Annotated in this window: 20 protein-coding genes; 14 read left to right on the top strand and 6 right to left on the bottom strand. The window is 47.4% G+C overall.

Annotated features, from left to right (window positions below; genetic code table 11):
- Genes LEUMU_RS0113300 through LEUMU_RS0113285 form a run of 4 tightly spaced genes read left to right on the top strand, consistent with a single transcriptional unit; the run spans position 1 to position 3,450 of the window.
- Positions 1-627, top strand: coding sequence for a condensin complex protein MksE (locus LEUMU_RS0113300; protein ID WP_022952778.1), 627 nt, complete (start codon positions 1-3; stop codon positions 625-627).
- Entirely contained in the window at positions 624-1,865 is a 1,242-nt protein-coding gene (locus LEUMU_RS0113295) for a hypothetical protein (RefSeq protein ID WP_022952777.1), read from the top strand. The genes LEUMU_RS0113300 and LEUMU_RS0113295 overlap by 4 nt, the downstream gene beginning before the upstream one ends.
- On the top strand, positions 1,850-2,692 hold the full coding sequence (locus LEUMU_RS0113290; protein WP_022952776.1) for a DUF7281 domain-containing protein: 843 nt from the start codon (positions 1,850-1,852) through the stop codon (positions 2,690-2,692). The genes LEUMU_RS0113295 and LEUMU_RS0113290 overlap by 16 nt, the downstream gene beginning before the upstream one ends.
- Positions 2,693-2,700: 8 nt before the next feature.
- Complete coding sequence (locus LEUMU_RS0113285; RefSeq protein WP_022952775.1) at positions 2,701-3,450, top strand: metallophosphoesterase; 750 nt, start codon at positions 2,701-2,703, stop codon at positions 3,448-3,450.
- Here LEUMU_RS0113285 and LEUMU_RS26030 read toward each other — a convergent pair.
- Complete coding sequence (locus LEUMU_RS26030; protein WP_022952774.1) at positions 3,434-3,949, bottom strand: thioredoxin family protein; 516 nt, start codon at positions 3,947-3,949, stop codon at positions 3,434-3,436. The genes LEUMU_RS0113285 and LEUMU_RS26030 overlap by 17 nt on opposite strands.
- Positions 3,950-4,031: 82 nt before the next feature.
- Here LEUMU_RS26030 and hemC point away from each other — a divergent pair, with 82 nt between their 5' ends.
- Genes hemC through LEUMU_RS26025 form a run of 5 tightly spaced genes read left to right on the top strand, consistent with a single transcriptional unit; the run spans position 4,032 to position 9,365 of the window.
- A complete protein-coding gene (hemC, locus tag LEUMU_RS0113275; RefSeq protein ID WP_026744752.1) occupies positions 4,032-4,964 on the top strand; it encodes a hydroxymethylbilane synthase in 933 nt (310 codons plus the stop codon).
- A complete protein-coding gene (locus LEUMU_RS0113270) occupies positions 4,964-5,734 on the top strand; it encodes a uroporphyrinogen-III synthase (RefSeq protein WP_022952772.1) in 771 nt (256 codons plus the stop codon). Before hemC ends, LEUMU_RS0113270 begins: the two co-directional genes overlap by 1 nt.
- Before the next feature lie 17 nt (positions 5,735-5,751).
- On the top strand, positions 5,752-6,831 hold the full coding sequence (locus tag LEUMU_RS0113265) for a uroporphyrinogen-III C-methyltransferase (RefSeq protein ID WP_022952771.1): 1,080 nt from the start codon (positions 5,752-5,754) through the stop codon (positions 6,829-6,831).
- A complete protein-coding gene (locus LEUMU_RS0113260; RefSeq protein ID WP_022952770.1) occupies positions 6,828-8,075 on the top strand; it encodes a heme biosynthesis HemY N-terminal domain-containing protein in 1,248 nt (415 codons plus the stop codon). The genes LEUMU_RS0113265 and LEUMU_RS0113260 overlap by 4 nt, the downstream gene beginning before the upstream one ends.
- A gap of 57 nt (positions 8,076-8,132) precedes the next feature.
- Positions 8,133-9,365 carry a PilT/PilU family type 4a pilus ATPase gene (locus LEUMU_RS26025; protein WP_022952769.1) on the top strand — a complete coding sequence of 411 codons (1,233 nt, stop codon included), beginning with the start codon at positions 8,133-8,135 and terminating at the stop codon, positions 9,363-9,365.
- 66 nt (positions 9,366-9,431) lie between these two features.
- On the opposite strand, the gene LEUMU_RS28095 is transcribed toward LEUMU_RS26025, so the two are convergent.
- The 4 genes from LEUMU_RS28095 to LEUMU_RS0113235 all read right to left on the bottom strand — a co-directional run bounded on the left by LEUMU_RS28095 (position 9,432) and on the right by LEUMU_RS0113235 (position 14,045).
- Positions 9,432-11,333: a response regulator gene (locus LEUMU_RS28095; protein ID WP_022952768.1), complete on the bottom strand. Its 1,902-nt coding sequence runs from the start codon at positions 11,331-11,333 to the stop codon at positions 9,432-9,434.
- Between the two features lie 24 nt (positions 11,334-11,357).
- The gene (locus LEUMU_RS26015; protein WP_022952767.1) at positions 11,358-12,173 is read right to left on the bottom strand and encodes a phosphate/phosphite/phosphonate ABC transporter substrate-binding protein; all 816 of its coding nucleotides are present in this window, start codon (positions 12,171-12,173) and stop codon (positions 11,358-11,360) included.
- Between the two features lie 136 nt (positions 12,174-12,309).
- Positions 12,310-13,596, bottom strand: a complete 1,287-nt coding sequence (gene waaA, locus LEUMU_RS0113240) for a lipid IV(A) 3-deoxy-D-manno-octulosonic acid transferase (RefSeq protein ID WP_022952766.1) — start codon at positions 13,594-13,596, stop codon at positions 12,310-12,312.
- A gap of 44 nt (positions 13,597-13,640) precedes the next feature.
- On the bottom strand, positions 13,641-14,045 hold the full coding sequence (locus LEUMU_RS0113235; protein WP_022952765.1) for a DUF4332 domain-containing protein: 405 nt from the start codon (positions 14,043-14,045) through the stop codon (positions 13,641-13,643).
- A 174-nt stretch (positions 14,046-14,219) separates the two neighbouring features.
- On the opposite strand from LEUMU_RS0113235, the gene LEUMU_RS0113230 reads away from it, so the two are divergent.
- The 5 genes from LEUMU_RS0113230 to LEUMU_RS28090 all read left to right on the top strand — a co-directional run bounded on the left by LEUMU_RS0113230 (position 14,220) and on the right by LEUMU_RS28090 (position 19,650).
- Positions 14,220-14,708, top strand: coding sequence for an FKBP-type peptidyl-prolyl cis-trans isomerase (locus LEUMU_RS0113230; RefSeq protein WP_022952764.1), 489 nt, complete (start codon positions 14,220-14,222; stop codon positions 14,706-14,708).
- Positions 14,709-14,737: 29 nt separating this feature from the next.
- The gene (gene cgtA / locus LEUMU_RS0113225) at positions 14,738-15,778 is read left to right on the top strand and encodes an Obg family GTPase CgtA (RefSeq protein WP_022952763.1); all 1,041 of its coding nucleotides are present in this window, start codon (positions 14,738-14,740) and stop codon (positions 15,776-15,778) included.
- 12 nt (positions 15,779-15,790) lie between these two features.
- On the top strand, positions 15,791-16,918 hold the full coding sequence (gene proB, locus LEUMU_RS0113220; RefSeq protein ID WP_022952762.1) for a glutamate 5-kinase: 1,128 nt from the start codon (positions 15,791-15,793) through the stop codon (positions 16,916-16,918).
- Between the two features lie 3 nt (positions 16,919-16,921).
- Positions 16,922-18,433: a Ppx/GppA phosphatase family protein gene (locus tag LEUMU_RS0113215; protein ID WP_022952761.1), complete on the top strand. Its 1,512-nt coding sequence runs from the start codon at positions 16,922-16,924 to the stop codon at positions 18,431-18,433.
- 152 nt (positions 18,434-18,585) lie between these two features.
- A complete protein-coding gene (locus LEUMU_RS28090) occupies positions 18,586-19,650 on the top strand; it encodes a glycosyltransferase (RefSeq protein WP_022952760.1) in 1,065 nt (354 codons plus the stop codon).
- A gap of 227 nt (positions 19,651-19,877) precedes the next feature.
- Here LEUMU_RS28090 and LEUMU_RS0113205 read toward each other — a convergent pair whose 3' ends face one another.
- Positions 19,878-20,459: a DUF3501 family protein gene (locus LEUMU_RS0113205; RefSeq protein WP_022952759.1), complete on the bottom strand. Its 582-nt coding sequence runs from the start codon at positions 20,457-20,459 to the stop codon at positions 19,878-19,880.
- Positions 20,460-20,462 lie beyond the last annotated feature (3 nt).

The following is a 20,462-nucleotide window of genomic DNA, read 5'->3' as shown; positions in this document are numbered from 1 at the left end:
ATGTTTAAGCAGATTTTACCCGAGTTATTGGGTGGCGAGTTTATTTGTCCGGTGTCGCATCAGGATGGTTTCTCTTTTTTAAGTGATACTGACAATTATGCGCAGATCGATGCCTATTTAGAGCAGATGGGCTTAAAACTGAGTACCACTCGCCATGGTGGTGCGTTTTTCTGTGCACATATCGATACTGAGGCGGATGAGAAAAAAGCGGCAAAGGAAACCTTCCGCCAAATCAAGCATACCTTGCGGCCGGTGGTAAGCTTTTTAGAGCTACTGATGCGCGCGCTGGAGCGTGATGATATGTTGGAAGTCGGCGCGGTGATTGAGGTGAATAAACTCATGAGCGTGATTGATGCTAACCCTAGTTTTCGCAATGAGCTGCAGTCGCTGCTAAACCAGATTAAGGGTAAATCTTCCGATGGCACGGATCATCAGCGGCTCAATAAAGTGCTGAGTTATTTTAAAGATCACGGCTATCTGACCTTGGCCAATGCCGAACGTGAAATTTACCGCATGACCGGCAAAGTTGAATACATTCTAGAAGCCATTGAGTTCCTGATGGAGCACGAATCTGTCACTGATATTGATGAAGAGCCCGAGTTGAATCAGGCAGGTGATTTGCTGTGAGTCAGGATGCCGATAGCATTGTTGCTTATCTGAATGTGCTGCATAACCATAAGCAGCTGATTTCAGAGGCTTACCATAATAATGGCGTACACCTCGATTCTGAAAATCAGCGGGCTATTCGCCGTTTGCAGCAGCATCGGGTATTGCTGCCGTATGTGCAGGATGAATATCGTTTAAGTCCGAGCCTTAGCCGCCATTTAGATGAAGTGTTTCAGCGCCAGCGTAACTATGCACTGAGTGGAAACTTTGGCGAGCAAATTAACCGGCTGGAACATCTGGTTGATGAGTATTTAGAAGCCTGTCATCAAAATCGCGCGGAAGATCGCGATACCTATGAAAACGACTTCGAGTCTGGCGTGTTTGAGCTGCGCGAAGGGATTGATTCGATGCTGCTGTTTCTGCGTACCCTCACTGAAAACCGCTTTGCGAATGTCAGTACCTTAGATGAAAAGCGTCGGCAAAATGAGTACTACATTCATCAGGCAGAGAAAATTAGTGATGCACTACGGGCATTACAGCAGGATGGTCTGAACGAGCAGTTAAGTAGCTCGGATTTGTTGGTACCGCTATTTGGTGTTTACCAATATCAGCTGCAAAATATGTTGCCGGAGTGGCGCGCTTCCTTGCTGGATATTACTAGCACACTGAAAAACTATTTATATCGCTTGCGCCAAGTGGAGCCTGAGGCGCGCCGCATTCGTAACTTTGCCCATTTCTTGAATAAGAATCGGGATTATCAGGTGCCGGATGCCGAAGACCTGCTGGAACTGCCAGCGTGGTCGGCGCGATTTGATGGCTTGCGCTTAAAAATCCATCCGGATTTAAGTGAAAACCGTACCAGAGAAGCATTGGTAGAAGTGGCGCAAAGTATTCCGCCTGCTCCTATGACCATTGATCGTGAGCGTAAAGCGGGAAGTTTGGTCGGTGAAGGTCATGATAAAGCCACGGTGACAATCAAGCCGAACCCTGTTCAACTGGCTTTTCATCATTATGTAGGGGCGGCGATTGAGTCGGCCAAGCCGCTTTCGGCGCTTCAGTGGAAACAGCAACATGAGGAGTTTTCTTCGCTGAAAGATGAAATGTGGTTGTTGTATGTACTGCATGCCACGCAGATGTTAAATGTGAGTACCAATGCGCGTTGGCGCAAGTTACAGGTTGAGCGCATGGAGGCCCCGGCGGCCTATGGGCTGTCCGGGAACATTACTGTTTCGGATATTTCTGTATGGAAAGGCGTTTAATAAATCGACTATTGAAGTTAGTTCAAAGTGAAGAGAGCCGCGTTCAAGCAACGGCTATGCTAAAAGGCTTTAGCAAAACTTATGGGCTTGGGTGTTTAGTTGGTACTCAGATTGAGTTTTCAGAGAAGGATAAAGCTCTGATCAAGAGTCTACTGATTCAAGGTGAGGGTGTTGATCCTGATAAAGTTAAAGCAGGGCAATTTAATGACCTAACCCGAGCTGAAGCTTCAAAGCTGGGGAGCAATGAAAAACTAACTACCCGTCCTGTTCGTGAAGATCGGATTGCTGTGAAGGCTCTACCTGCACAAGCTTTGTTACTTGGCATTGAAAGGTTAACGCTGCCTGATGGCAGTAGTCTGGATGTGAACTGGCAGTGGTTGTTGGATAACTGTCAACACCGCAGCATTATGGCTGTTGAGAACTGGGAAGCATTTGAGAATATTCACAAAATAAATTTTGATATCACCCAGTATGCAGATAACCCGCTAGTCATCTTCAGAGGGGGAGATGAATATAATCAAAAATGGGTTATGTCGCTCTTAGAGGCGATGCAAGTGCCCGTGTTTTATTTTGGTGATTTTGATCCGGCTGGTTTAGGTATTGCACAGAGTTTACCTTGCTTTGGGAAATTAATTGCCCCGCCTGACGATCAGTTGCTAGCCGCTCTCAAGCAATGTAAAAATCATGAGCGCTATCAAAAACAGCTGGGAACTTGGCAGATAACGCTAAATAATAGTAACCACCCTGATATCCTTAAATACTGGCCGCTAATTCGCGAGCATGGTGTAGGATTGCCGCAAGAGTATTTCATCGAAACAAACCGTTAGGAGACCCCATGAAAATCCAGCTTCAGAGCGACCTGCATTTAGAATTTGCAGAGTTTGAGGCCAATTACGCAGCAGCAGATGTGTTAGTGCTGGCGGGTGATATTCATGTCGGCACTAAAGGCGTCGAATGGGCGGTTTCTCTGGGGCTGGATATTCCTGTGATCTACGTGGCGGGAAATCATGAATACTACAACCAAGCTTATCCCACGCTACAGGCCGAGCTTCGGGCAGCGGCTGCAGGCAGCAATGTCCATTTTCTGGAGAATGAGTCTTTAGAGCTAGATGGCGTCGCCTTTCATGGCGCGACCTTGTGGACTGATTTTAAACTCTACGGCAAAGAGTGGACTGGCAAGGCCATGGCCCAATATGCGATGCCGGATTATAAAGTCATTTGGTATGACCCCAGCGCCAAATACCTGACGCCCGATATCACCCAGCAAATCCATACCGACTCACTAAACTGGCTGGCTCAAAGCCTGGAAAGCTCCAAGGCAACAAGCAATGTCGTAATAAGCCATCATGGCCCAAGCCTGAAATCTTCCGCAGAATGCTATAGTGACGATGAAATGACAGCGGCTTTTTTATCAAATTTAGAGGGCTTTATCGATCGCTGGCAGCCGGATTATTGGTTGCATGGTCATTGCCATAATCTGAGTGATTATATGATTGGAGAATGTCGGGTGATTTGTAATCCGCGAGGCTATCCTAAGGAAAAGGGTACCGCGTTTAACGACCAATTGATTATTGAGACGGCTTAATCACTGCCGCGTGCAGTTGCCCGATTGCACGGTCTAAATACGCACCGAAAAAGTCCGGTGAGGTATAGCCTAATAGCTTCTTCGCTTGCTCAGCGCCATTAGCATCGACAAACACCAAGGTCGGCGTCATTGAGGCATCATAGAGTGTGGCTAGCTGGCTGGCGGCGATTTTCTGACCATTAAAATTGACCATATCGTACGCGCCATCAATCTGAATTTTGCGGATTAATACCTTATCGTCATAGTCGCCACTGCGCAGCATCGGTTGCAATAAATCCGCCTCTAGCCGTTTGCAATACTCGCAATATTCCGCGTGAAACATAATCACCAAACCCAATTGATCACTACGCATGGTTTTGCCAAGTGCTTGCAGGTCGTGTGCTTCAATCAGTACGCGTTCTTTCAATGGTGTGGGGCTTATATCGCTGTCATTAGCCAATAGCGAGCTGGTATTAAATAGTGTGATAAAGAATACGATACACGCCAACTGTAATTTCATTTGTAATTCCTGATTGATTTTGCCTAGCAGCCGCTTTTATCGTAAAGTGCTGCACTTTCAAGCCGTTAACATAAAGTCTTCTATGTCCAATATTCTACGTATCGCAACGCGCAAGAGTGCGTTGGCGCTCTGGCAGGCAGAACACGTCGCTAGCCGTTTAAAACAGATCCACCCAGATCTTCAGGTGGAGCTGGTCGGTATGATGACACGTGGCGATATTATTTTGGATACTCCATTAGCAAAAGTAGGGGGTAAAGGCCTGTTTGTTAAAGAGTTAGAGACTGGGATGCTTGATGGCGTGGCGGATATTGCCGTGCATTCGATGAAGGATGTACCAATGGCGTTTCCGGAAGGGCTGCATTTACCGGTAATAATGGAGCGTGAAGACCCAACCGATGCGTTTGTTTCAAATACCTTTGAATCGATTGATGCGCTGCCGTTCAATGCGCGAGTGGGAACCTGTAGTTTGCGCCGCCAAACCCAAATTCGCGAATACCGCCCTGACTTAAAAATTCTGGATTTGCGCGGCAACGTCAATACGCGCTTAGCCAAGCTGGATAACGATGAATATGATGCCATTATTCTGGCGTCCGCTGGCTTGATTCGTTTGGGCTTTCAAGACCGAATTCGCCAAGGCATTAGCACCGAGCAAAGTTTGCCAGCCATTGGGCAGGGTGCTGTAGGTATTGAGTGTCGTAGTGATGATCCGAGAATTAATGCCTTATTAGCCCCATTAACGCATGAAGAAACCTCAATCAGAGTTCGTGCTGAGCGCGCTTTAAACAATCGCCTCAATGGTGGTTGCCAGGTGCCGGTAGCGGGTTATGCTGAGCTGAATGGCGATCAGATTTACCTTCGTGGACTAATCGGTTTTCCGGATGGCTCAAAGATTTACCGCGCAGAAATGACCGGATCTGTGAATGACGCCGAAGCGATTGGTGTTGCGGTCGCTGAAGACCTGTTGGCACAAGGCGGGCGCAGCGTGTTGGAAAGTATTGGCATTCACGTCGCCTGATGGAAGCCGGCTTAGCGTTAAAAGGGCGGGGCATTGTGATTACCCGTCCTGCGCACCAAGCCGGACCGGTGAGCCAGCGTCTGGAGTTACTGGGCGCGACAGTGTTGCAGTTTCCATTACTGGGAATTGCCGAACCTCAGAATATTGCCCGCAGTCAGCAGCAATTAGCTGACCTAGCGCATTACGATACGCTTTTATTTACCAGCCCTAATGCGGTCGAGTCTGCACTGCAGAAACTGGGCGCAAGCATTCCGGAATCAGCGACCATTGCCTGTATTGGGCAAAAAACTGCGCAAAGTCTGGAGCGCTTTGGAGTGCAAGTCTCCATCGTGCCCGATGCGGTGTTTAATAGCGAAGCATTGCTGGCAGAGCCCGAGTTTCAGCAAATGCAGGGTAAGCGCGTTGCCATCATTCGGGGTGAGGGCGGTCGCGACTTATTAAAATCCACCTTAAGCCTACGTGGTGCTAGCGTCGATTATATTGATGTGTATCGCCGTATTTGTCCTGCGCACGATTTATTGCCATTGCTTAAGTTTCAGCAAGGGGGGCAACTGGATATAATCGCGTTGACCAGTGCTGAAAGCTTGCGTAATCTTTTTACATTAGCAGGCGGCGCGGCGTGGCTGGATGGGGTAGCATTATTGCTAGGCAGTGAGCGCATGCAATTAGCGCTTAAAGAAACAACGCACCATGGGCCAGTTCATCTGGCAGCAGACCCTAGTGATGACAGTATGTATCAGGCACTTTTGGATTGGGCGCGGCATTTATAAATATAAGGTAAATACTAATGATTGAGCAGTCAGCAGGCGTTGAAAAGCAACTCAAAACCTTGCGTAAACGATCGATTTTCACGTTATTTCTAACGTGGATGGCACTGTTTTTTACACTCATTGGTATCGCTGCGGGTTATAAAAACTTCCTGCGGGTGCATGATCGGGCGACTCAAGCGAAAGCTGATGCCGAGATTGCCAAAACCTTGTTACCGCAACTGGCGCGTAAAGATGACGTAGGAGGCTGGCAGCGTGACGTTCGCCAACAATTAAAAACCAGCAGCCTGCAGTATGCCAATGAACTGGAAGAGCTGCGGGTCATAAAGGATAGTACGGCTCAGGTTGCGGATGCATTGAATGATCAAGTCAAAGCCTTAACCATCCAGCAACACATCGTAAGTTCTCCCTCCTTGAAAACGCAGCAATGGCAGCTTAATGAAGTACGCTATCTGCTACGCATGGCTTCCCGAAAACTGACATTGGAGCGTGACTCGCTGAGTGCCAAGCAGGCTTTAAGAGAGGCTGATTCCTTATTGGTGGAGTTGGCTCACCCGGACTTATTGCCGATTCGGGCACAAATTAGCCGCGATATAGCCATGCTGAAAAACTATCAGCCGCTAGACTTTGCCGCATTTAACAGCCGTATCGACCGATTGATGCAGGATTTAAAACCGGCTGCGATTGTGACGGCGACAACGACTGGTGAGGCCGTTCCGCTCTTGGAGAGCGGCGGACGTAATGATTCATTACTCGATCGTATGAAAGACAGCATTAATGATGCCATTGTGGTGCGCCCTTATGACGAAGCCTTGGCCCAACAGATTAGTGGCGATGCCACTGAAGTGCGCTATCAGCTGCTGCGCTTGAGATTGGAGAGTTTAAACCTGTTGGCACTGCGGGGTGAGCAAGCGGCGTATCAACAACAGCTTAAACAAATTCGTGTTTTGCTAACTCAGGAGCAAACGGGTGTTAGCCCAGCGATTACCGATAGCTTGGCCGAGCTGGAGCGGGTTAATCTTCGCCCACCACTACCTGCGCTGTTGGCGGCAAAACAGTTCGATGAATTGCTGGCAACACTGGATGAGGCTCACCAATGATTCTTTATCCCTTTCTAATCCTCGTATTTATCGGCGTTATCTACATTACGGGGTTGATGCTGTTGCGCAACTCTCAGGATCTGGTGATCTTGTGGGGAAATAGCGTCACGATTGAGACGAGTACCTTTGCTTTGGTGTTTGGCTTACTGGCAGCTTTTATTGTGGGCTACTTCGCATTGATGGTACTGAGTTGGACATTTTCAATGCCGCGTCGAGTGGCTAAAGCCCGTGAGCAAAAGCGGATTACGCAGGCACAAAATCAGTTAAACAGTGGTTTGGTGAGTCTGGTTGAAGGGCATTGGGATCAAGCTGAAACTGCTCTAGTCGCCAGTGTGTTTGATTCTGAAACTCCATTACTAAACTATCTGGGGGCTGCACGAGCGGCTCACATGAAGCAAAACTACCTGAAGCGTGATGAGTATCTCAAAGCGGCCAGCGCCTATGGTGAAGAGGCTGAGATTGCCGTTGCCGTATCACAAGCGGCCATGCAGATGGAAAGTGAGCAAATTGAACAAGCTCGGGCGACGTTGATTCATCTTAGAAAGCTGTCTCCAGAGCATCCTTATCCCAATCAATTACTGGCGAAAGTGTATTTGTTACAGGAAGATTGGAAGCAGTTGGCACAGTTAGTACCCGAGTTAGTGGAGAAAAATCCTGCGGATATTGCAGAATATGTGCCTTATATGCAGCGTGCAGTCATTGGTTTATTTGAGTCCACGGCTGGCAAGCAAGATTTACCCGCGCTTGAAGCCATCTGGAAGCATTTCCCTGAGATTCTGCAAGCGGAAACCTATGCGCTTGAGGCTTACTGCAAAGCCTTGACCAATGCCGGTGGTGGTGACTTAGTCGCACCTTTACTGGAAGCTAGAATTGATCAACAACCACAGCGCGAACTAGTCGCCTGTTATGGGCGTATTCAGCACCGTTACCCCGAGCAAGCCTTAGCTCATGCCAAGCAATGGCAGCTAGCGATGGCGGGCGATCCGGAGTATATGCTCTGCATGGCTCGACTGTCTAAGCAATGCAAAGATATGAAAGCGAGTGCAGACTTTTACGAGCAAGCGTTGGGGCTGGTGCCGGATAAACGTGTGTATCATGAGTTTGCCGAGCTGCTTTGGCAAATAGGTGATATTGAGAACTCAGCACGCTGTAATAGACAAGGTTTACGTTATTGCGTTCAAGGCAAGGCACGCCCCTTTAAGCGAGACCTGCAGCAAGTAACCGCCTTATCGGAAAAGCCTTAAGCTGCAACGTTTAATACCGTAAACTGGCACAAAATAACAACAAAATCGGTGCCCGATATGGACTTTAAAAACTTGCTGCGAATCTTGGTTCGCAATGACGGATCAGATCTTTATTTAACATTCAACGCGCCGCCTGCCGCCAAGTTTCAAGGTACCTTGCGTGCGCTAGGGCCAGACAAGCTCGATGCTGAAACGCTGGATGAGTTGGCTAAAGAGCTGATGAATGAAGATCAGCAAAAGCAGTTTGAGAAAAAGCCGGAAATGAATCTGGCACTGGATGAGCCGGGTATTGGTCGCTTCCGGATTAATATCTTCAAGCAGCGCACGCATCTGGCAATGGTTATCCGAAATATCAAAGTGGATATTCCCAATGCAGATGTGCTCGGTTTGCCGAGTGTGCTCAAAGACATCATCATGGAAAAGCGTGGCCTGATTCTGTTTGTGGGTGGAACAGGCTCTGGTAAATCAACCTCGCTAGCCGCATTGATTGATCATCGAAATGCTAATTCCACCGGCCATATCATCACCATTGAAGACCCGATTGAATATGTGCATCCGCATAAAAAATGTCTGGTCAGCCAGCGTGAAGTGGGTGTGGATACCGATAGCTATGAAGATGCTCTGGAAAATACCTTACGCCAAGCACCTGATGTGATTTTGATTGGTGAGATTCGTACCGAAGAAACCATGGAACATGCCTTGGCCTTTGCGGAAACCGGCCATCTTTGCTTATCCACCTTGCATGCCAATAGTGCCAATCAGGCGTTGGACCGTATTATCAATTTCTTCTCGGAAGAGCGCCGTAATCAGCTATTGATGGATATCTCGCTAAATATTAAAGCCTTCGTTTCTCAACGTTTGATCCCAACGATTGATGGCAAACGCGTGGCAGCCATTGAGATTTTGATTGGCACGCCAATGGTTCAGGATTTGATTATGAAGGGCGATATTCACGCGCTGAAAGAAATCATGGATAAATCGGAAGAGCAGGGCATGCAGACGTTTGATAGCCACCTGTTCCGCTTGTACAAAGAAGGCCGTATTTCTCTGGAAGAGGCACTGAAAAATGCAGACTCGCCGAATAATATGAAAGTAAAAGTGAATCTGATGCAGGATTTGCCAGGTCAGGATAATGAAGCAAACAGAGAAGCCAAAGAATCTGAGCTGAATAGCTTAATGCTGGAGCCGATTCTGGAAGAAGAGGAAGATGATGACTCTGTTGAGGGTGAAACCGAGCTGGAGGCTTTGATTAGAAGGCAAGCACAGCAGCGCGAGAAGGTTGAGAGTTAATTCTTAAATAACAAACGTATTGTTGTGAATCAAAGGGCCGTATTAAGCGGCCCTTTTTAATGCCTGTCAGGCTGACTCAAGATAAGGCTGTTTACTAGCCGCTAACTGGGCTTCCATGGCACTGAATAAGTTAGCCGGCTTAAATGGCTTGCTAATAAAGTCATTCATTCCACTTTGCATGCAGGCTTGACGATCAGACTCTTGTGCATTAGCAGTGAGTGCAATAATCGGTATCTGCTGATCGAATTCACGAATCTTTGCTGTCGCAGTGAGGCCATCCATGACCGGCATTTGGCAGTCCATTAGGATGATATCAAAGGTCTGCTGTTTGGCTAAATCCACCGCTTCCTTGCCATCATTGGCCACCCATAACGTACAGCCACCTTTTTCCAGTAAGCGCATGGCGACTTTCTGGTTAATTTTATTATCTTCAACCAATAATACATCGGCAGTAAGCGTCGGAGTCGCCACCGCTTTTGGTTTTTCTGGTTTGGGCAAGGTTGCTTGATAGTCTGCCTGAGTGGCAGGCGTAAGCGGGAGTATAGTTCCAAATACTGAGCCGACTCCGGGCACGCTAGCGACTGTTACTGAGCCATTCATCAGTTCAGTGAGTTTACGAACAATAACTAAACCAAGCCCTGTGCCACCAAAGTGTCGGTTTGACCCACTATCAAGTTGTACGAAGGTTTTAAACAAGCGACCAAGGTCATCTTGCTCAATACCAATGCCCTCATCCGTGACCGAAAACCCCGTATCACCTTCGGCATTATTAAAGACTTTAAGCGTAATGGTGCCAGTGTCAGTGAACTTGATGGCATTATTCAGGTAGTTGTTGAGCATTTGGCGAATACGTTTTTTATCCGCAAACACATAATGATTATTAAGCTCACTGCTATCCACTTTGAAAGATAGTGACTTGTGCTCAATCAGTGGGCGGTAAATCGCGTCAATTTCACTAATTAATACTGGAATGCTAATCGGAGTCGGTGCAAGCGTAAGCTCGCCTTCTCTAATTGATGAGTAATCCAGAATATCGGTAACCGTACCCATTAATAGCTCTGCAGAGCACAGTGCGGTATTAATATTCTCTGTATTTTGGGGTGAGAGCTTTTTATCTTCAACTAGCTCTAGTGAGCCAACAATGCCATTAATCGGGGTGCGGATTTCATGGCTCATCACCGCTAAAAACTCGGACTTTGCCCGGTTTGCCGCTTTGGTTTTTTTGGACTCTTCGATGAGTGACTGAGTGCGTTCATCAATATTGTCGCGCATTAGCTGAATCGATTGATAAAGCTGGTCGATCTCATCGCCACGGCGTTTATACACTGGAATTTCAACCGGTCGATTGTGTGCAATTTCTTTGGTGACAAAGCTGAGTTTGTCGATCGCTGTGGCCACTCGATAGCCCATGACTAAAGACACAATGGTACTGATAAAGATTTCAACCGCTGCCAGTAAATACGTCCAAAATGCATTATTGGACAGGGCGGTCATGCTGCGCGTAATGTCATACACAAATTTTGCCGAACCGATTTCAGAGCCATCAATACTGATTGGATCTTTCACTGTCAGGAAGAAGTTTTTCTCATATTCCTTTACGCCATTTTCATCGACCGCTTGGTCCTGAAGGTTATCGGATAAGCCTTGCTTTAAAGCGGGTTCCTGATACTTCGGCACATCACTGTAAGCCTGCGCTAATAACAGACCATCAGTATTGTACAGTTGCACTTGAACAGCGCCTTCCATTGCGACAAAGCGTTGAGCCGCATCATCAATCGTTGCTAAATCATTGACGATTAATGGGGTGGTGACCACTTCACTGAACATGGTACTGGCAAGGCTGGTTTTATCCCGCATGAGTTGGCGAGATTCACGATCCAATGAGTTGAAGTTAACCGCAACAATGGCTAGCGTGAATAGCGTTTCCAGAAAGATAAAGGAAATAACGAACCGAAATCTAAATGACATAATGTTTACCTCTCAGTCAGCGTATTAATTTCGCTCTATGGTGGAGAGGCTAGCTTCAAGCTCTGCAATGGGTTGAAATTCTTCGTTATTACTGGGGATCAGTTTTACCATACTTAGCTTGTCAGTTAGCGCTTTGGGTAGACCGAGTAAAGCCTTGGTTAGCTTGTTCTGAGTCACTGAATCTAAGCTAGGCTTTAAAACAATCGGGTGGCTGGGGTAGGCGTTGGTTGTATAGATGGCTTTAAGTTTGTTCTTGTCATCGGTATTCGAAAAATTATTGTAGGTACGTTGAATACCGCCGCCTATCTCACCCGTGCCTCGTGCAATACCGGAGTAAACCGAGTCGTGCGAGTTTACATATTGCTGAGTTCTATCCAGATTGATATTAACCCCGTATTTGCTCAGTAGCTCAAATTTGGTCAGCAAGGTCGCTGCAAATGCATTTGGTGAGGGGAATAGGAAGCGAGTCTCTTTCGACTTGATCAGGCTGTCAAAGTCTTGGTTGCTATTATTCGCCACTAAAATACCGCGAATGACTTTGCTATCACGAACCACTGCCTGATAGTTTTGAGTGCGGTGAGCCACCACAAAATGATAGGGATTCACATAGGCCATATCGTAGCCGCCGCTATATAAGACTTTTTCAAACTCGGCGATTGAACGCTCGGTTTTGAACACAATCTCATGGCCGGTTTCTTTGGATAAGTGATCGGCGATGGGTTTCCATGCCTTAAACATTTTCAGAGGGCTTTGCTGGGGGACGATACCCAGTGTGTATTTTTCGGCGAAGGCTGCTCCGGAAACACTGGAGAGGATTAAGCTTAGGACAATGGCACGCATGGCTACACTCGACGTTCTGATTTTTAGGGGGATTTTTATTGTTATCCCCACATTAGAGATCAGGTCGACGAGTGTCCAGTTTTTAACGATGAAGGGCCGTAATGAGAGGCGCTGTTAATGCTTGGTATGGTTTTGATTAATGCTCAGCGTGTTGCTTACCCACTAGGCTGTTGATTTGTCTCAATAATTTGTCCGTTACACCACGGTGTTGGCTTAAGGTTTGCTCTGCACGCTGATGGATGGCGTTGCGCTCAGCCTCGGTGAGTTGTAATAGGCTTAAAATTCGTGATTGCAAATCATGTTGATCGGCTTCAACCCAAGCAATCTCAGCATCACACAAAATGTCGAACACATCATTAAAGTTAAAAATAGCCGGCCCACTGACCACTGGAATGCCATAAACGCTGGCCTCCAACGGGTTATGCCCACCGGTTGGAGCTAAGCTGCCACCCATAAATACTATATCAGCAGCGCTATACCAGTAAGCCATCTCACCTAAGCTATCGCCTAGAATAATGTCGCAGTCAGCGCTAAAGCTGGCATATTCACTGCGCCGTTGTACAGTGTAATCCGTATTGATGCAGAGCTGATAAACCGCCTCAAAACGCTCGGGGTGGCGCGGCACTAAAATTAATACCAACTCGGTATGTTGGGTTTTGAGCTGCTGATAACACGCCAGAATTTGCTCATCCTCACCTTGATGAGTACTGGCCGCCACCCAGATTTTAGCGTTGGGTTTTAGTTGTTGGCGCAAGGCTGGCGCATCAGTGGTTTGAGTTTTTGGCAGAATATCGAATTTGATATTCCCCGTAACCATGACCGATTCTGGTTTAGCGCCAAGCAGTTTGAAGTGTTCAGCATCTTGTTCACTACGACAGCCAATACTGGATACTTGCTGCAACGCTGGTTGAATCAATTTGCTAAGGCGCGAATAGCCTTTGGTTGAGCGCTTGGATAAACGGGCATTGGCAATCATCACTGGAATGCTTTGTTTATGGCAACTGGCAATCAAGTTTGGCCAGATCTCAGTTTCCATAATCACCAGTAGCTCAGGTTTGGCAGATTTTACAAAACGGCTGACCGCAAAGGGGAGATCATAAGGGCAATAGGCGTGCTCAACCCGGTCGGCAAACAATCGCTGCGCGGTTTGGGAGCCAGTGGCTGTGGTGTTACTAAGGAGTAAGCGATGTTTGGGGTATTGTTCGAGCAGGGCTTCGATTAGCGGTTTGGCTGCCATGGTTTCGCCCACTGAAACCGCGTGCAGCCAGATTCTTGGCGCAGGTTCCAGATTAATCAATCCGAGTCGCTGCTGCCAATTATTACGGTGTGCAGGGTTTTGCCGGGAACGCCAAAACAGGCGCAGCAATACGAAAGGGGATAGGATAAACCACAGCAATGAATACAGCAGGCGATACAGGGACATTAATATTTCCTTGCATGAACTCTGCCATATTCATTGTGGCAGAGTTAGTAAGTAATGACGCGGGGTAATCGTTTGGCTTGACTAATCCAGTCAATTACCTGATTCAGGCTGGCCATTTTGGAAACAATGCGGTGCTTATTATTCTCTTCCAGAATAGTCGCATGCAGGTTTTCCGGATTACGCTGAGCCAGTTCGGGCACGGTATCAACACCCGCTGCTTCGAGCAAGTCTGCATTTTGAGTGGCGATTCCTTTGATACGGGCTAAGTCCGCACGGTTTGCCCAGGTTAAGATGTCTTTTTCAGAGAATCCTGTGTTGCGTGCTAGCTCCTCACGGCCCTTACGGGTGCTGCAAGTGGCGAGCAATGCTTCAACAGTTTTGATGCCCTGCGCTTCGATGGTATAGGAAATTCGGATGGTTATTCCCTTGATTTCAGAGAGCTTTGCCATAATGTACCTTTTTATTAGTTATTTGCTTGGTCATATTTTGTGGATAATTTTAACACCCAAAAGAGGCTGAGGCGAAGTACCATACGACAAGCTGTATTTTTAATAGGCCATTTACTATCACTGCCTCTTTAATTGTGTCAAAATTCCCGAATTTGCCAAAGCTTGGAAAGTCGCATGAATATTGTTAAAAACTCAGTCGCTACATTACATTACATCCTGAAAGATAATGATGGCGAAGTACTCGACACTGCAGACGAGAACAACCCATTTTTATATATGCACGGTGTGGGTGGTATGATTCCAGGTCTGGAAAAAGCACTTGAGAACGCTGCTGCTGGCGATAATATTGTGGTATCAGTACCACCGGCTGAAGCCTATGGCGAGCGCAACCCTAACCTGACTCAAGACGTACCTCGCGAAATGTTCGCTGGCGTGACGGATGAAGATATGGTGGTTGGCGCACAATTTCAGGCGCAGACTGATCAGGGCGTAGAAATTATTACGGTAGCCGCTATTGAAGGCGATACCATTAAGATTGATGGTAATCACCCAATGGCTGGTGAGACCTTAAACTTTGATGTCAATGTGATTGACGTGCGTGAAGCATCGGCTGAAGAAATCAGCCATGGTCACCCACACGGCCCAGGCGGCCACCACCACTAAGGCACCTTTAGGAAAGCTAAGATAATCCCATGAAATTTGTAGATGAAGCACGCATCCAGGTTAAAGCCGGCGACGGTGGCAACGGAGCCGTGAGTTTTCGGCGTGAAAAATACATCGAGTTCGGCGGCCCGGATGGCGGCGATGGCGGCGATGGTGGTTGCGTGTACCTTCAAGCCAGTAAGGACTTGAATACCCTGTCTGATTTCCGTCATTCGCGTCATTATGAAGCGGACCGCGGAAAGAACGGCCATGGCAATAATATGACCGGACACCGTGGGGCAGATAAAATTATCGAAGTCCCTATCGGTACGGCGGTTTATGATGATGAAACCGATGAGTTAATCGGTGACATCACTAGCGATCAGGAGCGTTTGTTAGTTGCTCAGGGTGGTTTTCATGGGCTTGGTAACCTCCGTTATAAAAGCTCGGTTAATCGCGCACCACGTCAGGCAAAGCCAGGTTCTCTTGGCGAGCTGAGACAGCTCCGGCTGGAAATGCGCGTATTAGCCGATGTGGGTTTGTTGGGAATGCCGAATGCAGGTAAATCAACACTGATTTCCAGCATGTCTTCGGCACGTCCGAAAATCGCAGATTACCCGTTTACTACACTCTATCCAAACTTGGGTGTGGTTAGCGTCGGTGACTTTAAAAGCTTCGTGATTGCCGATATTCCGGGCTTGATCGAAGGTGCGGCAGAGGGTGCTGGGCTTGGGGTACGATTCCTTAAGCACTTAACCCGCACCAGCTTGCTATTGCACATGGTGGATGTCGCACCGTTGGATGAAAGTAGTCCGGCAGAAGCGTTCCGTATCATCGAAAACGAAATTCGCCAATATAGCGATGAGTTGGGTGATCGTGAGCGTTGGTTAGTGCTGAACAAAATTGATGTGTTACCTGAGGATGAGCGTGAAGCGCATTGTCAGGCGATCATTGATGAGCTGGGCTGGGATAAACCGGTCTTTATGCTCTCTGCCGCCACCAAAAATGGTACTCAGGAATTGGCTTATAAAATCATGCAATATATGGATGAGAAGTCAATGGAAGCCGAAGTATCGAGTCACGCCCCTTAAGTGTGAACCTCTATGAGTCGCATTAAATATACTCAGCAAAGCCAGCGCTGGATTGTAAAAATTGGTAGTGCCTTACTCACGCGCGACGGGGAAGGGTTGGACTATGCTGCGATTGCAGACTGGGCTGGCCAGATCACGGCACTTCGTGAGCAAGGGATTGAGGTCGTTCTGGTCTCATCCGGATCAGTTGCCGAAGGCATGAGTCGGATGGGCTGGAAAGTCCGCCCGACGACCTTGCCAGAGCTGCAGGCTGCTGCTGCGGTAGGGCAGGCTGGTCTGATTCAGACCTATCAGACTGAATTTCAAAAATACCAAGTCCAAGTCGCTCAAATTCTATTAACGCATGATGATGTTCGGCATCGTCTGCGTTATCTCAATGCTCGTAATACCTTAAGAACGTTGATTCGCTTAGGTACCATTCCCATTGTTAATGAGAATGATACCGTGGCGTTTGAAGAAATTCGTTTGGGTGATAATGATACACTTGGCGCAGTTGTTGCCAGCTTGGTTGAGGCGGACTTATTAGTCATTCTCACCGACCAAAAAGGCTTGTATAACAAAGATCCGAGACATAACCCTGACGCTGAATTTATCAGCGAAGGCGCAGCGATGAATCCGGACTACGTCAGTTTTGCTGGCGCAGCGGGAACGGCCATCGGCAGTGGTGGCATGGCAACTAAGGTAAAAGCCGCACGTCGTGCAGCGCGAGCCGGTTGTGCTACAGTCATCGTCTCAGGTCGTGAGAAAGACGTGCTAACCCGCCTACGCAAAGGCGAGAATTTAGGCACCTTGCTAACACCCGATGACAGTAAACTGGCTGCCCGTAAGCAATGGATCGCTGGCCAAACACAGGCTAAAGGCACTTTGTATCTGGATGATGGGGCGGTTAACGCATTGCTACGATTAGGTAAGAGCTTGTTGCCAGTTGGCGTAGAGCGTTGTGAAGGAAACTTTGAGCGAGGCGATCGGGTTGATTGCGCAGATGCTCAGGGCCGTGTGATTGCACGTGGCCTTTGTAATTATGCCAGCAAGGATGTTAGCCTAATTTGTAAAACACCTAGTCAGTCTATCCCTGAAGTACTCGGGTATATGGGGGAGGCTGAACTGATCCATCGTGATAATCTGGTACTGGAAGATTAAGTTATGGCAGATAATGCGGTAGAAGAGAATTCGCTGAACGGCAGAATGCTGGCAGCAGTTGATTTGGGCTCGAATAGTTTTCATATGATTGTGTCGCGCAGTGATGAAAACGGCAGCTTCACCCTAATCGATAAAGAAAAAGAAATGGTTCGTCTGCGTGGCGGGCTGGATGAGAATGGTATTCTCGATGATGACGTCGAGGCTCGTGCTTATGAATGCCTGAAGCGCTTTGGCGATCGCCTACGCTCAATCCCTCCTGAAAATGTCCGGATTGCCGGAACCAATACCTTGCGGCGCATGCGTGATTCTGATGAGTTTGTGCGTCGTGGTAGTGAGTTATTAGGGCATCCAATCGATATCATCTCGGGTCGTGAAGAAGCGCGTTTAGTGTATCTTGGCGTCTCGCACACCTTATCTAATGATCGCGGCAAGCAGTTGGTTATTGATATTGGTGGAGGCAGTACCGAATTTATTATCGGGCAAGATTTTGTACCACAGGATTTGGAAAGTTTAGATGTTGGTGCGGCGAGCAGTACGCAGCGTTTTTTCCGCAATGGTGACGTTCGTGCGAAGAATTGGGCCAAAGCTAGTACTGAAATTCGTCTGGAAATTCTCCCAATACAAAAGACTTATATGCAGGGACGCTGGTCGCGTGCGACAGGCTCCTCTGGCACGATTACCAGTACCCTGAATATTATTTTGGCTTTGGGCTTAGAGCCGTTTGGCATTACGCTGACTGCGCTGTATGCGATTCGTGACAAAATGATCGAAGCCAAGAACATCAGCGAAGTAAGTTTACCGGGCTTGGGTGATGATCGGCTGCCTGTGTATGCCGGTGGTTTGGCGGTATTAATTGCGGTGTTTGAAGCGCTGAAAATCGATCATATGACGGTGTCTGAAGGGGCTTTGCGTGAAGGTCTGCTATACGACATGCTTGGTCGCATACAGCATGAAGACGTGCGTGACCGCAGTATTGAAGAGATCTCAACTCGCTTTCAGGTCGATACCGAGCAAGCAGAGCGCGTGCGCAGTACCGCATTGTATATGTTTGACCAGGTTGCTGAAAGTTGGGGCTTGCCGCCAGCAGCCCGCGAGATGTTGTCTTGGGGTGCCAAGCTGCATGAGATCGGTTTAATTATTACCCACAGTAAACATCACTTTCAGGGTGCCTACATTCTGAAATATGCCTTTATGCAGGGCTTCTCGCTTCGTGAACAGGTTTGGTTGGCAACCTTGGTGAAGTCACATCGTCGGAAAATTGACCTGGGTCGGTTTAGCGATTTCCCCAAGCAAGACCGTGAAATGATTATTCGTTTAAGTATCTTATTGCGATTGTCGGTATTGCTACACCGACGCCGGGACTCTAATAAGATACGGCCATTCTTAACAGCAAAGGGCCGTAAGATTCAACTGACCACCAAACGTGGTCTGGATGATCGTGAATTGCTGGAAGCCGATTTGCGCCGTGAGCACAATTGGTTGCAACGATTGGCGTATCAGTTGGACTATGAATAAGCAAGGTTGGTCGTTGGTCGTTGGTCGTTGGTCTTCGGACAAGGTCTACTCGTCTTGTAAAGGTTTACACTATTAGTTTACACGCGTAGTGTTTGTACATCAGTGAAGCTTAATTATTTAACTCATAAATGTAGAAACTGGCGTGTAATCGAATGAAAAAAATAGCGATAGTGATTGCCGACCTGGAACTGGGAGGCGGGCAGCGCTCGGCCCTCAATTTGGCAAGTGCCTTATCCAAAGACCACGACGTAACCTTGGTGATTTTTCAGGATACTGATATGCATTATCAGTCTCCGTGCCGTCAGGTAAATCTTAATTGTCCTGAGAAGTTTGGCCTATTTTTTAAAGCTTACAATGTTTTAAAGCGTACGGTTAGGTTAAAGCAGCATTTTCGGCAGGAAAAATACGATTATGTGTTTGGCTTCATGGAGTCGGCTAACTATCCAACAGCCTTAGCTGAACCCAATTCACTACTATCTGTACACTGTAATCCACACGAGTTGGGCTTCTTTGAAACACTACTGATGAAGCTGACTTACCCTCGCGCAAAACATATTATTGCCGTCTCTGAAGATGTCGCAACCTTGCTGCGCGAAGAATACAAAATGCCTGCGGTTTCCCGAATCTATAATCTGGTGTCATTTGATGATATCCAGCAGCAAGGCGCTGAGCCTTACTCGCACCCGCGACCTTATATTGTGGCGCTTGGGCGTTTATCTGAAGTTAAACGACTGGATATCTTAATAGAGGCCTATGCCAAATCAGAGTTACAGCAGCACTGCGATTTACTGATTGTGGGTGAGGGTGAGTGTCGTCCAGAACTGGAGCAACAGATTGCCAATTTGTCACTGCAAGGCAAAGTGATTCTGGAAGGCGTGCAGTCAAACCCGTTTAAGTATTTGGCGAATGCTGAGTTTTTAGTATTATCCAGTCGCACCGAAGCTTTTCCGATGGTGCTGATTGAAGCTTTGGTTCTCTCATGTCCGGTCGTGGCGACTGATTGCCCTACAGGGCCGCGTGAGATTGTAATAGAAGGTGAGAACGGCTTGTTGGTTGAGAATGAAAATGCAGATGCATTGAGTAAAGCCATGGATCGTCTATATTCTGATAAGGATTTGTTAGCACATTGCCGTGAGATTGCCCTGGGTTCTGTGCAGCATTTGTCAGCTGACGAAGTTGTCAAAGAGTGGTTGGCGCTAGGCGCTCAAACTAAGTGAGTTGCATGAAGCAACTAGCATTAGCTGCATAAGCTAATGCTAGTTGTTTGAGATTATTAACATTAGGTACACAAGCTAAGTAAATTATTTGAAATGATGGGCTCTGGGAACTCAAACTAAGCGAGCTGATTCTACGATTGATAAAACTATACGATAAAATCTATTCAAAAAACACTGGTCACTGCATAAAGCAGGCCGGTGTTTTTTATGGGCGCTATATTGCCGTATTACTCAAAATCTTGAACAATAGAATCTCGGATATTGGCAGGAATCGGCAGCAATGAATGACTATAGTTCTCATGCTCAACGCCCGCATTAATGGCTGCGCCTTGCTTAGCCGCCGCAATCATTTCAGGGCTAAGCTCATAGCGCAGAAAGTGAACGGCTGAGGTTTTTTCCTCGGTCTCACGTTCCAGATCTTCATTCGCAATTGCATAAACTTTATCGAAGCCATTCACTTGCAACCAAGTTTGGCGCTCAATACCAATCAGCTTAGAGAGTGCAGAAGCTCGCTCTAGCGGATCTTTATATTCCACCATCAGCGTCACTTTCCAGTTAGACCCATCGGGAATTAATGGATTGTAGGCGTCCAGTTCTTGATTGATCTCTGCCGCTTCAAAAATGCGCTCCGCGCGCAGTACTTCCTGAATTTGGTATTGCATGGTGAGCTTATCTTCAAAGTACAGCGACAAGTGCTCACCAATTGCCAACCGGCGATTTTTCTTATGTGCCATTACCTGTTGGCGCATCGCATTGCGCTCGGCAGAATATTGTTCCAATGAGAGTAAGTCATCTCGGGTCAATTGCATCGT

The sequence above is a fragment of the Leucothrix mucor DSM 2157 genome, assembly GCF_000419525.1.
Taxonomy (GTDB): domain Bacteria; phylum Pseudomonadota; class Gammaproteobacteria; order Thiotrichales; family Thiotrichaceae; genus Leucothrix; species Leucothrix mucor.
This window is presented reverse-complemented; position numbering and strand designations above follow the sequence as displayed.

What these genes read in the sequence shown, in the direction of transcription:
- LEUMU_RS28095 (WP_022952768.1), bottom strand. Translation starts at nt 11,333, where the DNA reads ATGTCATTTAGATTTCGGTTCGTTATTTCCTTTATCTTTCTGGAAACG.
- LEUMU_RS0113230 (WP_022952764.1), top strand. Translation starts at nt 14,220, where the DNA reads ATGAATATTGTTAAAAACTCAGTCGCTACATTACATTACATCCTGAAA.
- LEUMU_RS26025 (WP_022952769.1), top strand. Translation starts at nt 8,133, where the DNA reads ATGGACTTTAAAAACTTGCTGCGAATCTTGGTTCGCAATGACGGATCA.
- hemC (WP_026744752.1), top strand. Translation starts at nt 4,032, where the DNA reads ATGTCCAATATTCTACGTATCGCAACGCGCAAGAGTGCGTTGGCGCTC.
- LEUMU_RS0113235 (WP_022952765.1), bottom strand. Translation starts at nt 14,045, where the DNA reads ATGGCAAAGCTCTCTGAAATCAAGGGAATAACCATCCGAATTTCCTAT.
- LEUMU_RS26015 (WP_022952767.1), bottom strand. Translation starts at nt 12,173, where the DNA reads ATGCGTGCCATTGTCCTAAGCTTAATCCTCTCCAGTGTTTCCGGAGCA.
- proB (WP_022952762.1), top strand. Translation starts at nt 15,791, where the DNA reads ATGAGTCGCATTAAATATACTCAGCAAAGCCAGCGCTGGATTGTAAAA.
- cgtA (WP_022952763.1), top strand. Translation starts at nt 14,738, where the DNA reads ATGAAATTTGTAGATGAAGCACGCATCCAGGTTAAAGCCGGCGACGGT.
- LEUMU_RS26030 (WP_022952774.1), bottom strand. Translation starts at nt 3,949, where the DNA reads ATGAAATTACAGTTGGCGTGTATCGTATTCTTTATCACACTATTTAAT.
- LEUMU_RS0113260 (WP_022952770.1), top strand. Translation starts at nt 6,828, where the DNA reads ATGATTCTTTATCCCTTTCTAATCCTCGTATTTATCGGCGTTATCTAC.
- LEUMU_RS0113205 (WP_022952759.1), bottom strand. Translation starts at nt 20,459, where the DNA reads ATGCAATTGACCCGAGATGACTTACTCTCATTGGAACAATATTCTGCC.
- LEUMU_RS0113285 (WP_022952775.1), top strand. Translation starts at nt 2,701, where the DNA reads ATGAAAATCCAGCTTCAGAGCGACCTGCATTTAGAATTTGCAGAGTTT.
- LEUMU_RS0113270 (WP_022952772.1), top strand. Translation starts at nt 4,964, where the DNA reads ATGGAAGCCGGCTTAGCGTTAAAAGGGCGGGGCATTGTGATTACCCGT.
- LEUMU_RS28090 (WP_022952760.1), top strand. Translation starts at nt 18,586, where the DNA reads ATGAAAAAAATAGCGATAGTGATTGCCGACCTGGAACTGGGAGGCGGG.
- LEUMU_RS0113290 (WP_022952776.1), top strand. Translation starts at nt 1,850, where the DNA reads ATGGAAAGGCGTTTAATAAATCGACTATTGAAGTTAGTTCAAAGTGAA.
- waaA (WP_022952766.1), bottom strand. Translation starts at nt 13,596, where the DNA reads ATGTCCCTGTATCGCCTGCTGTATTCATTGCTGTGGTTTATCCTATCC.
- LEUMU_RS0113215 (WP_022952761.1), top strand. Translation starts at nt 16,922, where the DNA reads ATGGCAGATAATGCGGTAGAAGAGAATTCGCTGAACGGCAGAATGCTG.
- LEUMU_RS0113265 (WP_022952771.1), top strand. Translation starts at nt 5,752, where the DNA reads ATGATTGAGCAGTCAGCAGGCGTTGAAAAGCAACTCAAAACCTTGCGT.
- LEUMU_RS0113300 (WP_022952778.1), top strand. Translation starts at nt 1, where the DNA reads ATGTTTAAGCAGATTTTACCCGAGTTATTGGGTGGCGAGTTTATTTGT.